This is a genomic window from Citrobacter sp. wls718 (assembly GCF_005280945.1).
Classification (GTDB): domain Bacteria; phylum Pseudomonadota; class Gammaproteobacteria; order Enterobacterales; family Enterobacteriaceae; genus Citrobacter; species Citrobacter gillenii.
In genome coordinates, this window is the sequence record NZ_SZWV01000106.1 from 87,776 (window position 1) to 101,819 (window position 14,044).

The 14,044-nt window shown below is 51.4% G+C and carries 17 protein-coding genes; 5 read left to right on the plus strand and 12 right to left on the minus strand.

Annotation, left to right across the window (positions count from 1 at the left end):
- From araH to FDW95_RS21100, 4 genes are all read right to left on the minus strand, one after another.
- On the minus strand, positions 1-720 hold a 720-nt coding region (gene araH / locus FDW95_RS21085), incomplete at its 3' end, for an L-arabinose ABC transporter permease AraH (RefSeq protein WP_249359282.1).
- Between the two features lie 14 nt (positions 721-734).
- On the minus strand, positions 735-2,249 hold the full coding sequence (gene araG / locus FDW95_RS21090; RefSeq protein ID WP_115258797.1) for an L-arabinose ABC transporter ATP-binding protein AraG: 1,515 nt from the start codon (positions 2,247-2,249) through the stop codon (positions 735-737).
- 114 nt (positions 2,250-2,363) lie between these two features.
- A complete protein-coding gene (locus FDW95_RS21095; RefSeq protein WP_115258798.1) occupies positions 2,364-3,353 on the minus strand; it encodes an arabinose ABC transporter substrate-binding protein in 990 nt (329 codons plus the stop codon).
- 316 nt (positions 3,354-3,669) lie between these two features.
- Positions 3,670-4,227 carry a DJ-1/PfpI family protein gene (locus FDW95_RS21100; protein WP_115258799.1) on the minus strand — a complete coding sequence of 186 codons (558 nt, stop codon included), beginning with the start codon at positions 4,225-4,227 and terminating at the stop codon, positions 3,670-3,672.
- A gap of 501 nt (positions 4,228-4,728) precedes the next feature.
- Here FDW95_RS21100 and FDW95_RS21105 point away from each other — a divergent pair.
- The gene (locus FDW95_RS21105; RefSeq protein ID WP_115258800.1) at positions 4,729-5,232 is read left to right on the plus strand and encodes a non-heme ferritin-like protein; all 504 of its coding nucleotides are present in this window, start codon (positions 4,729-4,731) and stop codon (positions 5,230-5,232) included.
- A gap of 80 nt (positions 5,233-5,312) precedes the next feature.
- Here the strand turns inward: FDW95_RS21105 and FDW95_RS21110 are convergent, their stop codons facing one another.
- Positions 5,313-5,564 carry a DUF2766 family protein gene (locus tag FDW95_RS21110; RefSeq protein ID WP_096757473.1) on the minus strand — a complete coding sequence of 84 codons (252 nt, stop codon included), beginning with the start codon at positions 5,562-5,564 and terminating at the stop codon, positions 5,313-5,315.
- Positions 5,565-5,691: 127 nt separating this feature from the next.
- On the opposite strand from FDW95_RS21110, the gene FDW95_RS21115 reads away from it, so the two are divergent.
- Positions 5,692-7,113: an MFS transporter gene (locus FDW95_RS21115; RefSeq protein WP_115258801.1), complete on the plus strand. Its 1,422-nt coding sequence runs from the start codon at positions 5,692-5,694 to the stop codon at positions 7,111-7,113.
- Between the two features lie 35 nt (positions 7,114-7,148).
- Here the strand turns inward: FDW95_RS21115 and FDW95_RS21120 are convergent, their stop codons facing one another.
- On the minus strand, positions 7,149-7,787 hold the full coding sequence (locus FDW95_RS21120) for an RpiB/LacA/LacB family sugar-phosphate isomerase (protein WP_115258802.1): 639 nt from the start codon (positions 7,785-7,787) through the stop codon (positions 7,149-7,151).
- 269 nt (positions 7,788-8,056) lie between these two features.
- On the opposite strand from FDW95_RS21120, the gene FDW95_RS21125 reads away from it, so the two are divergent.
- Positions 8,057-8,392, plus strand: a complete 336-nt coding sequence (locus FDW95_RS21125) for a YecR-like lipofamily protein (RefSeq protein WP_115258803.1) — start codon at positions 8,057-8,059, stop codon at positions 8,390-8,392.
- A gap of 193 nt (positions 8,393-8,585) precedes the next feature.
- Positions 8,586-9,083, plus strand: coding sequence for a non-heme ferritin (gene ftnA, locus FDW95_RS21130; RefSeq protein WP_096757477.1), 498 nt, complete (start codon positions 8,586-8,588; stop codon positions 9,081-9,083).
- A 45-nt stretch (positions 9,084-9,128) separates the two neighbouring features.
- On the opposite strand, the gene FDW95_RS21135 is transcribed toward ftnA, so the two are convergent.
- Entirely contained in the window at positions 9,129-9,368 is a 240-nt protein-coding gene (locus tag FDW95_RS21135) for a YecH family metal-binding protein (RefSeq protein WP_096757478.1), read from the minus strand.
- 213 nt (positions 9,369-9,581) lie between these two features.
- Between FDW95_RS21135 and tyrP the strand changes: the two genes are divergently transcribed.
- A complete protein-coding gene (gene tyrP, locus FDW95_RS21140) occupies positions 9,582-10,793 on the plus strand; it encodes a tyrosine transporter TyrP (protein WP_115258804.1) in 1,212 nt (403 codons plus the stop codon).
- 29 nt (positions 10,794-10,822) lie between these two features.
- Here the strand turns inward: tyrP and FDW95_RS21145 are convergent, their stop codons facing one another.
- From FDW95_RS21145 to FDW95_RS21165, 5 genes are all read right to left on the minus strand, one after another.
- Entirely contained in the window at positions 10,823-11,488 is a 666-nt protein-coding gene (locus FDW95_RS21145) for a YecA family protein (RefSeq protein WP_096757479.1), read from the minus strand.
- A gap of 84 nt (positions 11,489-11,572) precedes the next feature.
- Positions 11,573-11,854 (minus strand): heavy metal-associated domain-containing protein, encoded by a 282-nt coding sequence (locus FDW95_RS21150; protein WP_096757480.1) that lies wholly within the window; start codon positions 11,852-11,854, stop codon positions 11,573-11,575.
- Positions 11,851-12,207, minus strand: a complete 357-nt coding sequence (locus FDW95_RS21155) for a mercuric transporter MerT family protein (RefSeq protein ID WP_115258805.1) — start codon at positions 12,205-12,207, stop codon at positions 11,851-11,853. Before FDW95_RS21155 ends, FDW95_RS21150 begins: the two co-directional genes overlap by 4 nt.
- Positions 12,185-13,327 (minus strand): transglutaminase family protein, encoded by a 1,143-nt coding sequence (locus FDW95_RS21160; protein ID WP_115258806.1) that lies wholly within the window; start codon positions 13,325-13,327, stop codon positions 12,185-12,187. The genes FDW95_RS21155 and FDW95_RS21160 overlap by 23 nt, the downstream gene beginning before the upstream one ends.
- A gap of 239 nt (positions 13,328-13,566) precedes the next feature.
- A complete protein-coding gene (locus FDW95_RS21165; protein WP_115258807.1) occupies positions 13,567-14,037 on the minus strand; it encodes an SRPBCC family protein in 471 nt (156 codons plus the stop codon).
- Positions 14,038-14,044 lie beyond the last annotated feature (7 nt).

A 14,044-nucleotide genomic window follows, 5' to 3' on the forward strand; every position in this document is an offset into this window, starting at 1 on the left:
CGCCAGAATAATCCCCGCAACGGCCGAGACCAAACCGGAAAGAATGAAGATAATAATCTTCGTACGGACAACCGGAACACCTGCCAGACGCGCCGCTTCTTCATTACCGCCAATAGCCAGCGTGTTACGCCCAAAGGTGGTTTTATTCAGCAGTAAGCCAAAAATAATGAAGCAGCCAACGGTTAACCAAATAGGCGCAGGCAGACCCAGCCAGTTCGCATAGCCGAGGGCGAAGAAGCGCTCATCTTCGATTCCAACCGCTTTACCGTCAGAGATAATGTAGGCCAGACCGCGCACAATCTGCATGGTCGCTAGCGTGGTAATCAGCGCGTTTATTTTTAAACGGGCAATCACGAAGCCGTTCACCAGGCCGCAAAGAACCCCCAGCAGCAACCCGGCGGCGACGCCTATCCACAGACTTTCGGTCATGTTGATGACCACCGCGGTGGTAACCCCGGCACAGGCAATTACAGACGCAACGGAGAGGTCAAAGTCGCCGGAGGCCAGGCAAAACAGCATCCCACATGCGACCATTCCCGACATAGAAACCGCCAGGCCCAGCCCCTTCATATTAATAAAGGAGGCAAAGTTCGGCACAAAGAGGGCGCACACCAGAAACAGCACGGCGAACACCACCAGCATCCCGTACTGATCCCAAATTCTGCCAAGATTAAGCGCTGATTTGGTTGCGCCAGAACCCGATGTAGAAACGGAAGACATCATACTCTCCTTATTCAGGCTACAGCCTGGCTGACTTTAGGCATAGCAAGGCTCAACGCCTGACGCTCATCCGCCTGTTCGTGGAGCAACACACCGGCAATTTCACCTTCTCGCATCACCACAATACGGTCGGCGACGCCAAGAACTTCCGGCAAGTCACTGGAGGCAAACAGCACGGCAACACCGCGCGCCGCCAGGGCATAAATAACGTTATAAATTTCATGCTTCGCGCCCACATCGATGCCGCGCGTCGGTTCATCGAGCAAAATCACCTTCATATCTTCCGATAACCAGCGGCCGAGAATCGCCTTCTGCTGGTTACCACCAGAGAGGTTCATGATCAGCTGCTCTGCTCCCGGCGTTTTAATATTGAGTGAGCGGATATGGTGGTCAGCGTTAGTCTCTTCCCAACCGTTGTTAATCAGGCATCCGCCCAGAACATGTTTACGCCGGGCGCTAATATTGATGTTGTTACGAACCGAATGGACCGGAATAATTCCTTCGGCTTTGCGGTCTTCCGGGCACAGCATCATGCCGGCCTCAATCGCGTGGCTGGGTTTACGGATATCAATCGGCTTTTCATCAATAAACACCTGACCTTCGGTGATTCGTGTTCCGCCAAACAGTCCTTTCATCAGTTCGCTACGCCCGGCCCCGACCAGACCAAACAGCCCAACGATTTCACCACTGCGCACCGATAAACTGATCGGCGTACGCACGCCTGGCGCTTTAACCTCATGCAAGCGCAGGCGTTCTGTGCCATACGGTCGAGATTTCCAGCCGTAGATATCGCCGAGGTCACGCCCCACCATAGCCTGCACCAGCGCCTCGTGATCGACCTGCTGCATATCGGTAAATGTCTTAACGTACTGCCCATCTTTAAACACGGTAATCGCATCGCTGAGGGCGAAGATCTCTTCCATACGGTGCGAGACATACAGAATGATGCGCCCTTCGTTGCGCAGTTCGCGAATAACGCGGAACAGATTCTCTATCTCCCTGGCGGAAAGCGAGCTGGTCGGCTCGTCAAATGCGATGATTTTGGCGTTACGCGCCAGCGCTTTGGCAATTTCCACCATTTGCCACTGCCCAATGGAGAGATATTTCAACGGCGTGGCCGGATCGATATCCATCCCCAAATGTTTTAGCTGTAAACCGGCTTCATAGTTCAGCAGCGAGCGGTTCACAATCCCACCCTTGTGGGGCAGTTGGCCTAAGTAAATATTCTCGGCGACGGTCATTTCCGGCACCAGATGCAGTTCCTGGTAAATAATGGCGACACCGGCGTTCAGCGCGGTGGTGGTGTCCGCAAACGAAACCTCCTCGCCGCGGATCACCAAAGAACCCGTCGTTGGCGCATAGTTACCGCTGAGAATTTTTAATAATGTTGATTTCCCGGCGCCATTTTCACCCATCAGTGCATGCACCTGACCGGCATAGCAGTCAAAGCTAATATCCGTTAGCGCCTTAACGCCAGGGAAGGTTTTGCCAATGCCGCGAAATGAGAGATACGGGGTAGACTGTTGCATAACGTCTCCGTGAATCTAATCTGTTGCCGGATAGCGGCGTTGCCTTATCCGGCCTACTGAGGGCGTAATGTGTTGGCCGGATAAGAGACATTTTGTCTTATCCGGCATGACGTATTACTTGCCACCTAACCCTTTTTTCGCCAGCTCTTCTTTGAAGTTATCGCGGGTGATCAGCACCACATCTGTCACTTCAGTAAATGCCGGCGGCTCTGCCCCTTTGGTCACCCAGTTGTAAAGCATTTCACTGGATTTATAGCCGTGTACGTCCGGGCTTGGCAGCAGTGAGCCGTAGAAGCCGGTCGCTTCACCTTTAGACAGTTCGCTAATCGCATCGACGCCGTTGATGCCGATACCAATCACGTTTGGTGCTTTAAAGCCCTGCCCTTCGGTCGCACGCACGCCACCCAGCACGGTGTTGTCATTCATGCCGACAATCAACCAGTGTTTAACTTCAGGATGCTGAACCAGCATGGAGTTCGCGGCGTCGAATGCGCCGGGGATATCGTTAGATTTGGTCGGAACCTGATAGATCTGTTTTTCCGGGAAGCCAGCCGCTTTGAGCGCGTCCATTGAACCGGACGTACGACGACGCGCGGTATCAAGTTCGTTGGCGGTTATCGCCATCACGGCAGAAGATTTCACATCCCAGCCGCGTTTTTGCATTTCTTTGTACAATTCCTCGCCCTGACGCTCACCAATTTTAGTGGCCGCCATCATCACCAGCGGCACGGTGTCCATCGGCTTACCTTTGGCGTTGGCAAACTGGTCATCGACAGCGATCACTTTCATGTCATAGCCACGCGCCTTTGCCATAATCGCAGGCCCGAGCTTGGGATCCGGCGTACAAATAACAAAGCCTTTTGCGCCACTTGCCGCAAGGCTGTCGATGGCATTCAGGGTTTTCTCACCATCCGGGACGGCAATCTTAATCACTTCAAAACCAAGGTCTTTACCGGCTTTATCCGCAAATTTCCATTCAGTCTGGAACCAGGGTTCTTCCGGCTGCTTGACCAGGAAACCGAGCTTCATGGATTCAGCGATAGCGGATTGTGACATAACGGCAGCCAAACCGATGGCCGCCAGCGCTTTAGTGAATTTGTGCATGGTTAACTCCAGCTTTAACGTTCTTTTATGTAGGGTAAAATCAGACGATTTTTTGTAATTCGGACGTAAAACAAGGCATTACCTTTTATTGATAAGATCAATGCCAGTGCTGAGAGTAGTTGTAGCGGGAAATTGATTCTCCATAAGAGAGCGGCATCACACCACAGAATTACAGTAATTGCGTACATAAATTCAGTGGGAAATGACATAAAAAAACGCGGTTTTTTTGGTGGGAAAAATGAGGCGTAGCAGATTAATCCATAACGTCAGTCAGTGAATCCTTGTTCCCGAATGCACACATTCGGGAACACAATGATTACCAGGGGTAATAAATATGTTCGGCATGGTCGCGAACAGGGGCATCATCTTCCAGCAGACGAGCAGAAACGGCAAAAGCAAAATCAAAAATATGACCTAAGCCTTTGCCGCTGATCAGATTGCCATCTTCGACTACCGGCGCGTCGATGTATTCACCCTCCGTGACGTTTTGCCACAAATCCCCTGAGCACACGTAGCGACGGCCCTTCAGCAGGCCGTTGCCTCCCAGAACCCGGGCGGCGGCCGAGCACACCGGACAAATCAGTTTTCCGGCGGCATCATGACGTGCAATAAACTGGACAACCGCATCGCTGGCGGCAAGATTCACGCTGCCCTGCGGCCCACCGGGTAACACGACGGCGTCATACATCGTCTCCAGGCGGGCAGCCAGGGTGCTGTCAGTGACCATCGGAATATCGTGATAGCTCACTACCGCACGGGACTCGGCGCAGGCCAGCGTCTCAACGTCAATATGCAGACGGCGAAGAATATCGATGGTGACAATGGCTTCAGCCTCTTCAAAACCGGGTGCCAGCAGCACCGCGACCTTTTTCATACTTAACTCCTCGATTTATCCACATCAATCAAACCATAAATGTCGAATTATTAATGTCATTTGATTAATGCAATTCAGTAAAATTGATCAGGCGCAAAAAAAACGTCAAATATTGAGAACTCGCACCGAGGATACCTTGTCGGAAAATTTAATTTTGTGATATGAAACGCCACTTCATTATCTTTATTTAACTTTAACAACTTTAAAATCAGTTCGTTACATTCACTCCCGCTATACATCAAAATATTAAGAGCAAGAATATTCTTATAACAATATGTAAAAAAACATAAATACGAAGATTTAAGGATTTTCTTATGCGTGAGCAGGCGCTATGCTTATTTTCGATCGGCATAGAATTGCCTCAGTGATCATATAAAGGACCGGCAGAACGGATTTATTCTGCTAACAGTATTACGTGTACGTAGATGTAAAGTGCAACGGCAGCCCGTTGTACTGACGTGAGTAACGTACATTTTCCTTTCTGGAAATAAGGATATTGATATGGCTGCAGTTGGAATTGTTCACAAACTCAACACCCAAATGAATCTTGAGTTTTATGCTTCAAACCTCTACCTTCACCTTAGTGAATGGTGCTACGAGCACAGTCTGACCGGCACCGCAACGTTTCTGCGTACGCAGGCACAGAGCAACGTCACGCAAATGATGCGCGTGTTTAATTTTATGAAAAGCGCGGGTGCCAACCCCATTGTCAAAGCCATCGACGTGCCAGGCGATGAGTTGACATCTCTTGAAGACTTATTTCAAAAAACGCTGGATGAATATCAACAGCGAGCCAACACACTGTCACGCTTAACAAATGAAGCAGAAGCATTGAACGATGCGCCAACCGTTGATTTTCTTCACGATCTGGAAAAAGAGCAGCAGCAGGATGGTGTGCTGTTGCAAACGATTCTTGATGAGGTTCGTAGCGCCAAACGCGCCGGACTGTGTATGGCGCAAACGGATAAGCATCTGCTAAACGTCGTTAACCACCAGCATCACTGATACTCGGCACTACCCTGTCTGCGCCTCTGTATCCAAGAGGCGCAAAAAAACCTTTCTAAAACCTGAAACAACGGTTTATTTTAGTGAGACTCACTTTGCGGCGTGAACTTCAGTTCGATCAACGCAACGGCTTTTTGAATAGCGCGCATCGTAACCGGATCGCCACCTGCGGGATGACTGGAAAAATCGATGCTTTTCAGCTGGCTGGACATTTTTTCCCGCACTTCGACCGGGGCAATGACATCAATAACATCCAGAATTTGCTTAATAACCAGCTGGCAGGCAACAACGTCCGAGAGCAGTTCCTGATCGGCATTCAGTGTTTGGGACATAATGAGCTCCTTATAGAAAGGTTGTCATAGTACCCATTCAGCGTGCGAAACGATAGCAGTGCGGAGAGTACAGCTGCACTGAAAATAAAAAGATCCCGTGAATTTCATTTGAGATGGCAAGCACAACATGAGTAACGATGTAGCGGTTGAGAATAAACGTGGCCTCTCCCCGGCGGCCTTGCTCGTTGCCGGGGCTTTTTTTATGGAGTTTATCGATGGCACGGTCATCGCCACCGCCCTACCCGATATGGCAAAAAGCTTTGGCGTTGAGGCGGTCGATCTCAACATTGGCATCAGCGCTTATCTGATCACCCTGGCGGTTCTGATCCCTGCCAGCGGCTGGATTGCCGATCGCTTCGGCGCGCGTAAGGTATTTAGTCTGGCGCTGACCATCTTTACCCTCGCCTCAGTGCTGTGCGGGTTATCTACCAGCCTCGAAAGCTTTGTAGCGATGCGTATCCTACAGGGAGTGGGCGGTGCACTGATGGTGCCGGTTGGTCGCCTCGCGGTGCTGCGCACCACGCCAAAGCACCAGTTAATCACTGCCATTGCCACCCTGACCTGGCCGGCATTAGTCGCCCCTATCATCGGTCCCCCGCTCGGCGGGTTTATCACTAGCTATGCCGACTGGCGCTGGATCTTCTTTATTAATGTCCCGTTGGGATTACTGGCGATAGCCCTGGCGTTACGCTTCATCCCCGATATCCATGATGATGAACGCCGCCCCTTCGACATCCCCGGCTTTATTGCCACCTCGGTTGCCATGGTTAGTCTGGTGTATGCCATGGAGTTATTGGGCGCACAACAGCCTCAAGGCTGGCTAACTGCTGGCCTACTTACGCTTGGGGTCGTCACCTTTCTGTTCGCTTTGCGCCATTTTCGCCATGCTGCCTGGCCGATGATTCGTCTCGATGCCCTGCAGGTCCCGACGTTTCGCGTCACGATGTACGGCGGGTCGCTGTTTCGTGCGTCTATCAGCGCGGTACCCTTTTTGCTGCCGTTGATGTTTCAGGTCGGCTTTGGCATGAACGCCTTTCATGCCGGCTCATTAGTGCTGGCGGTGTTTGTCGGCAATCTGACGATCAAACCTGCGACTACGCCGTTGATTCGCTGGCTGGGCTTTAAAAAGCTGCTGTTGATTAACGGTGCGCTGAACGTACTGGCGCTACTGGCCTGCGCGTTGATTACCCCGCAAACGCCAGTGTGGGTGATTTTACTGGTGCTGTATCTGGGCGGCGTGTTCCGCTCGATCCAGTTTACCGGTGTCAGCACGCTGGCCTTCGCTGATGTTCCCGCTTCGCAGATGAGCTACGCCAATACGCTGTTCAGCACGGCCACGCAATTAGCGGTAGGGTTAGGGATTTCGCTGGCGGCAATTGGCATCAGAATGGGTGATGAAGTCAGCAAGTGGCTGGCGCTGAGCCATGTGCCCGGCATTAGCTTCCGTCTGGCCTTTGTGGTAATTGCTATTATTTGCCTGATCGGCATGGTGGATACGTTGCGGCTCACTCGCGACGCAGGCTGTGCGGTGTCAAACAAGAACCGATAAGCCCGGACAAGCGTGCGCCGCCGGGCCAACAGCATTTAGCCAATGATTTCACGGACAAACGCTTCAATCGCTTTGTCCTGGCAGTTTTCAAAGAAACACTGCTGGAAACGCGGGCCGGATACAGCCGTTTTCACCAATTCGGGATCGATAGCGCGCAGAGTATCAAGATAGTTTTCTTTGACGACCGCCGCTTTAACCTGATTCAGAATACCGGCGTTACGCACCTGTGGCTCTTTACGCTCCGGCGGATAACCCTCGCCGTTACGCCCCGTGAAGGCTTTTTCGAACATATAGCGTACGTTCAGCTCTGCGCCCCAGCCGAAACCTTTCGCAAACGCCAGGGAGAGCGCATTACCGTTGTTGATTTGTGCGAACAGGAACGCATCTGCCGGGTCGAGGCAATAGCCGCACACGACGCCCGGATGGATATTCAGCGACATCATGGCGCCCTGACCCGTACCGCAACCGGTGACGACAAAATCGACAGCTTTAGAATTGAGCAGAATGCTGGCCATAATGCCAAGATGAATATAGGTCAGATGATGGTCATTTTCATCGCTCATACCAACGTTAAACACCGGGAAACCTTTCTCATCAGCAACGGCTTTAAGCTCGTTATGAATGATCGCGTTTTTGCTTGCCTGGCTGTTTTCCATCATCAATGCAATTTTCATTGTGTCTTCTCCTGAATACGTCGCGGGGGTTCCGCCATGAGTCATAACATTCAGGCCACATTACTATTTTGCAAACTCACTTTCAAATTTAATGAAATTTAGTTTTAAAAAGTAATGATGTGCTCACATTTTTCCTTTGAAAGAACCGATTTGCCTCATACCGAAGACGCCGTTGTGATTACTTGCAGGTGATCGTTAAGTTATTCAGGCCATTGTCAGGCCGCAGTGTATGCAAGGATAGCCTATCACCGAACTTTCAGAGCGATATCATGAAGACCCTAATCCTAACCCTATTGCCGCTCGTGCTGACGGGATGCACTATCACTAAACAGGCACAGGTCAGCGAAGCCAGCCCTATCACCGGTGTAGTGCGCTTGACTTACAACCAGGCCATGCTGCAGACGGCTCGTACCGACGATTATGTTGCCCAGGGTACGGCGACAAAGGAATGTCAGCGGATGGGATACGCCAGCGCGGTGGCGTTTGGCCAACCGGTTGCCACCTGCAGCGTTTATGCCGGCTCCTTGTGCATGAATACCACCATCACGCTCGCCTGGCAGTGCCACAGCGTCGCCGTCCCACAATCCCCCTCTTTTAATTACTAATATGCAGACCAGTATATTGCTGCTGGTCTTTTATTACGCCGGGTTTATTTTTACGATCTAATATTGTTAATGCGTTTTATTCCCATTCGCATTTTTAATAATTAAAATTATTATTTTACCTTTTGCAAATAAATAAATAACAAATTATAGTGATGCCACATCAATATATAATTACCGTTCGTGGAGCAGAACCATGCTGAAAACAGAAATGATCGACCAACTGAATGAGCAAATGAATCTTGAATTATATTCATCTCTGCTCTACCAACAGATGAGTGCGTGGTGCAGCTATCACAGCTTTGAAGGCGCCGCCGCGTTCTTGCGTCGCCATGCACAGGAAGAGATGACGCATATGCAGCGTCTGTTTGACTACCTGACCGACACCGGCAGCTTGCCGTGCATTAATACCGTGCCATCACCGTTTGCTGAATACGCGTCACTGGATGAACTGTTCCGCGTTACCTATGAACACGAACAGCTGATCACCCAGAAAATTAATGAACTGGCGCATGCGGCAATGACCCATCAGGATTATCCGACCTTTAATTTCCTGCAATGGTATGTTGCCGAGCAGCACGAAGAAGAGAAATTATTTAAATCGGTTATTGATAAATTAACGCTGGCAGGCAAAAGCGGTGAAGGTCTTTATTTCATCGACAGAGAACTGGCCACGCTTGATACACAGAATTAATTCTGTTGGCTAACGGTGGCGCTATACTACCGTTAGCCAGGAATATTAATGGCGGCAGATCTTACTTTCGTGCGTAGAGAAGCCGTCGTCTCTGGCAATAAACTTCCCCTTCGCTGCTAAGAACGCCACCAGCTCAGCCGCCGTCATGCCCTCAGCAGAACAGGTATGAAAACGTGCCTGCTCGCCAAAACGTGCTGTAATCGCCGCTTCAAGGCTGGCATTTGAATACTGTTCGCCAGACTCAATCATCATGTTGAGTACTTCGTGGCCGTGAATAGATTCCATACATTCTCCTCAATAAAGCCCATAGCCTAATGTGAACGGCTTTATGCTGCTTTGCGCTAACGCAGAAAAATGTCATCTGGAATACATCTTAACCACTCACCAAGTGTAAATATAATTATACACGTATTGTAACGGCCATTTGACGAAAATAGCGTTATGCCTTACTCTGCGCCGCAGATACAACTGTTGACTATCTCTGGGACAGAGGAAAGCGTGAAGAATAGAACTCTGGGTAGTGTTTTTATCGTGGCGGGAACCACGATTGGCGCCGGTATGCTGGCGATGCCATTGGCTGCGGCGGGCGTGGGATTTAGCGTCACGCTGGTGTTGTTAGTTGGGCTATGGGCACTGATGTGCTACACCGCGCTGTTGCTGCTCGAAGTGTATCAGCATGTCCCGGCAGACACCGGACTCGGCACGCTGGCAAAACGCTATCTCGGTCGCTACGGACAGTGGATCACCGGCTTTAGCATGATGTTTTTGATGTATGCGCTCACAGCGGCGTACATCAGCGGTGCGGGTGAACTTTTGGCCTCGAGCATCAGTGATTGGACCGGCACCAGCATATCCCCAACGATGGGCGTATTACTGTTCACCTTTGTTGCCGGGGGGGTGGTATGTGTAGGCACTTCATTGGTTGATCTGTTCAACCGCCTGCTGTTCAGCGCCAAAATTATTTTTCTGGTCGTTATGTTGGCGTTGCTGATGCCGCACGTCCATAAAGTCAATCTCCTCACGCTACCGCTGCAGCAGGGTCTGGCGCTTTCTGCCATTCCGGTTATCTTCACTTCATTCGGTTTTCACGGCAGCGTTCCCAGCATTGTCAGCTATATGAACGGCAATATCCGTAAATTACGCTGGGTGTTTATTACCGGTAGCGCCATCCCGCTGGTCGCCTATATTTTCTGGCAGTTGGCCACACTCGGCAGTATCAACTCATCAACCTTTATGGGGCTGCTCGCCGATCATGCGGGCTTAAACGGTTTATTACAGGCGTTACGTGAAGTGGTGGCCTCACCGCACGTTGAGCTGGCAGTGCATCTGTTTGCCGACCTCGCACTGGCGACCTCCTTCCTGGGTGTGGCGCTGGGCTTATTTGATTATCTGGCTGACCTCTTCCAGCGCCGTAATACTGCAGCCGGAAGACTGCAGACCGGCATAGTGACATTCCTGCCGCCGTTGGCCTTCGCCCTCTTCTACCCGCGCGGGTTTGTCATGGCACTGGGATACGCAGGCGTGGCCCTCGCGGTGCTGGCGCTGCTGATCCCGTCGATGCTGGTCTGGCAGAGCAGAAAACACAATCCTCAGGCGACGTATCGCGTTGCCGGCGGCGCTCCGGCACTGGCACTGGTGTTTATTTGCGGGATTGTGGTGATAGCGGTGCAGTTTTCAATTGCGGCAGGACTGCTGCCAGAAGTGGGTTAAAAAAAAGGGGGCTTAATGCCCCCATTGTCTTAGTGCAGACAGCACTGCTTATATTTTTTACCGCTGCCGCACGGGCACGGATCGTTACGTCCTACCTTGGCATCGACTTTAACCGGTACCTTCGCCGGGGCTTCCTGCGGGTGCGCCATCCAATACGCGTGTAGATCCAGCGCCGCCAGACGGATAGCCTCAACGCTCTCTTCAAACGCCTCTGGGGTCAGTTTTTCCACCACCTCGAAGTTTTCTTCCGTCCCGTGCAGCGCAATCGCCTCAAGCGCGGGTTTTAACGAATCCGGTAATGTGGACCAGTCAGACAACGCCACACCGCGCATATAGCCAAAGCACCACTCTTCCACAATCGTCAGCTCATGGCCTTCAATTTCGCGCAGGCCAAACAACGGTTCAAACTGCTCCGGGAATTCATCCAGACGATCGGCGGTATCCGCCATGTGCTGAAACGCCAGGTTCATAAAACGCGCCATTTCTTTTTCGGATGACCAGCGAGGGACATACTGCGCGCCGCCCCATATCGCGACCAGCCACTGCTCTGGCTCAATTTCAAAAGGTGAACTGAGCACTGCCGTCAGCAAGCCGTCCAGCTCTGAGACATCCAGAATCGCTTTGTCGGTATTGTACTTGGTCAGTACATCATCCAGCCATTCCAGCTCGCTCTCGTTTAACGGTCCCGTTTTCATAACGCTTTTCCTTAGTCAATAATTCCTGCCTGTGAGTATCTTACATGGCTGGCAGAATAACTGATACCAATAGGCATAAACGGCTTACTGTTGCTCAATACGGTTTAGCGTGGCCGTGTATCCGGTTTTCGCCACTGCGTTCAGCAGCGTATCAGTAGAAAAACCGTGGGGCACGATGGCTTCGGCCTGTCGAGTCTTAAGCGAAGATTTGGCTTTGATCACGCCGTCGGTTTCGCGCAGCGCCTGGTTCACCGAAATAACGCACAGCGAGCAGGTCATATTTTGGATATCCAGCACCACTTTTTGATTGGCGGCCTGTACCCATAACGGCAGTAATAACCATCCCAGCAGCATTACTTTTTTCATTCAAACACCTCATAAAACCAGGCCACCAGCGTGGGGTAGAATAACACCGGCAAAATCAGCGCCACGGCGAACCAGTATAGAACGCGCATCTGCGTCAAGGTTAACCGCCCGGCGCACCACAACCGTTTAGAAAAATAGAGTCGCCAGAAGACGCGTAATAATAACCCTAACGTCAGCACCATCAGGGGGATACGTAAAAATTCAGCCTGGGTGAATACCGCAAAGCCCGCCGCGGAAATACCAAACAGCAGATATAACAGCGGCCCGACGCAGCACAGACCTGCGGTGATAGCCGCCGCAGCGGCCGTCAGCAGGGTTAATCCCGCCCCCTTAGCGTTGTTCTGTTGCGACATAGCGGTAAGAGAACGCTTTAGGGTCATAGAAATTGATCGGATCGCCGTCCACTTCAGCATAAGGGTAACCAAAGTTGTTCATCGCACCCTGCTCGGTTGCCGGATACAGTTCAAAATCGCGTCCGTAGTTGAAACCCACCCAGTTCATTTCCCAGTTACCAAACAGGTAAGCGTTCACGGCCTGGACATCGGCATCCTGATGGGCTTTTTTCTCTGCCAAACGCATTTTGGTCACGTCTGCCGGGTCGCACGGCAACCAGCCGTAGCCGGCCAGGTAGAACTCAGCACGACAGTGCTGTCCACCACTAACATCGGCAACCCCTGCGCTGTCGGCTTTGCCAAACGCGCTTTTCGAATAGCGTTCCAGCTTAACGGCTTTCCCCAGGCGGATGCCAAACAGTTCACGCGCAGGAATGCCGCTAGCCCTAGCCAGGGCCACAAAAACGGAACTCATGTCGGTACATTTTCCCTTAAGCTTGCCGCTTTTCAGGATCTCTGCGACATCGCCTGTCCCGCAGCCAATCACGTCATTATCACGCTCCATATAGCGACTCACCCACTCATAAATAAGGCGTGCTTTTTTCAGTGGGTCCTGCTCCGTCCCGGTAATTTTACGCGCGGTTTCCTGAACCAGGCCATCGATGGGCGTATGCGCTGTCGGCAGCAGATACGGTTTGACATCCAGCGGGTAAATAATCTGCGCCGGCGCTTGCCAGGTTTTTAGCGCGTCATGTTTCAGCGGTTCCCAGTCGGTCGTTTCAATCTCAATATCGACCTTTATCAGCAACTCACCCTGCGAATCGGGCCAACTGGCAAACAGCGTTTTGGCGCCGTAGGTGTTATTAGTGGTGACGTACGCCTGCTTATAATTGCCGGTAAAGACAAGGTTTGTCATCTGCTGAAACGCGGTGTCTACCGGCAGCGGTATCCACAGCTTCACCACGCCACGCGATCCCTGAGGTGGATTGAGCTGATAGGTTTGTGATAACACAAAACGTCGACGCGCCACCGGCGCTGCTAACGGCTCTGCGGCTTGTACTGTCTGGCTAACTATCGAAGGGCCGACGAATCCGGCGGCAGAAAGGAGTACGCTATTTTTAAGAAACTGGCGACGTTGCATTGCTGTCTGTCCATATTATGAGAGTTGAGCCACGGCGAGCGTAGGCGATCATCACAGCAGACAGACGCTGACGTAAAAAGGCGAGTCGATGGGGATTATTCATCAATAACAGACCTGTTAACTGTGAATGAAAAGAGAACCGATTAAGCCACTTTCGACCACAAGAGTACAGGCGCAATAAGAAAAAAGGCAAAGAATGCATAAAATATGCGAGTCCCTTTACCTGGCTCGCCATTAAATTAAAACATATACACAGGAGCGCCTAATTTGCGGGCCAGTCCTCTTGCGCCCTCGCGCATAACCGTATCGTGATTCCAGCGAAATACGGGGGCTGCCAGCGGGGCAAGATAGTTCATCCAGCGAAGCGTGGTGCGAATGTTCCAGTCGTATCTGACGAGTGTCTCCTTACCTAATTCGACAAAAGACCATACCCCACGACCTTCAACCTCACCGCAGGCTTCTCCTTCGAGCAGAGAACACGGCTGAATATTCAGTACATTAATATCAAAGGTTAAACGATACGGTAGCGCCCCTTTCCAGGTATAACGGTGCAACGCGCCGATACCCAGCCCATCACCTTTCTTAATTTCGGTGACTCGCTCCAGACTTACCCACCACTCTGGCCACTGGTCCGGATGCGAGAACACCTCCCAGACCTCCTGGAGTGACGCCTCAACCCGCCAGACGGTAGAAAACTGATATTCGGCCATTACGCTG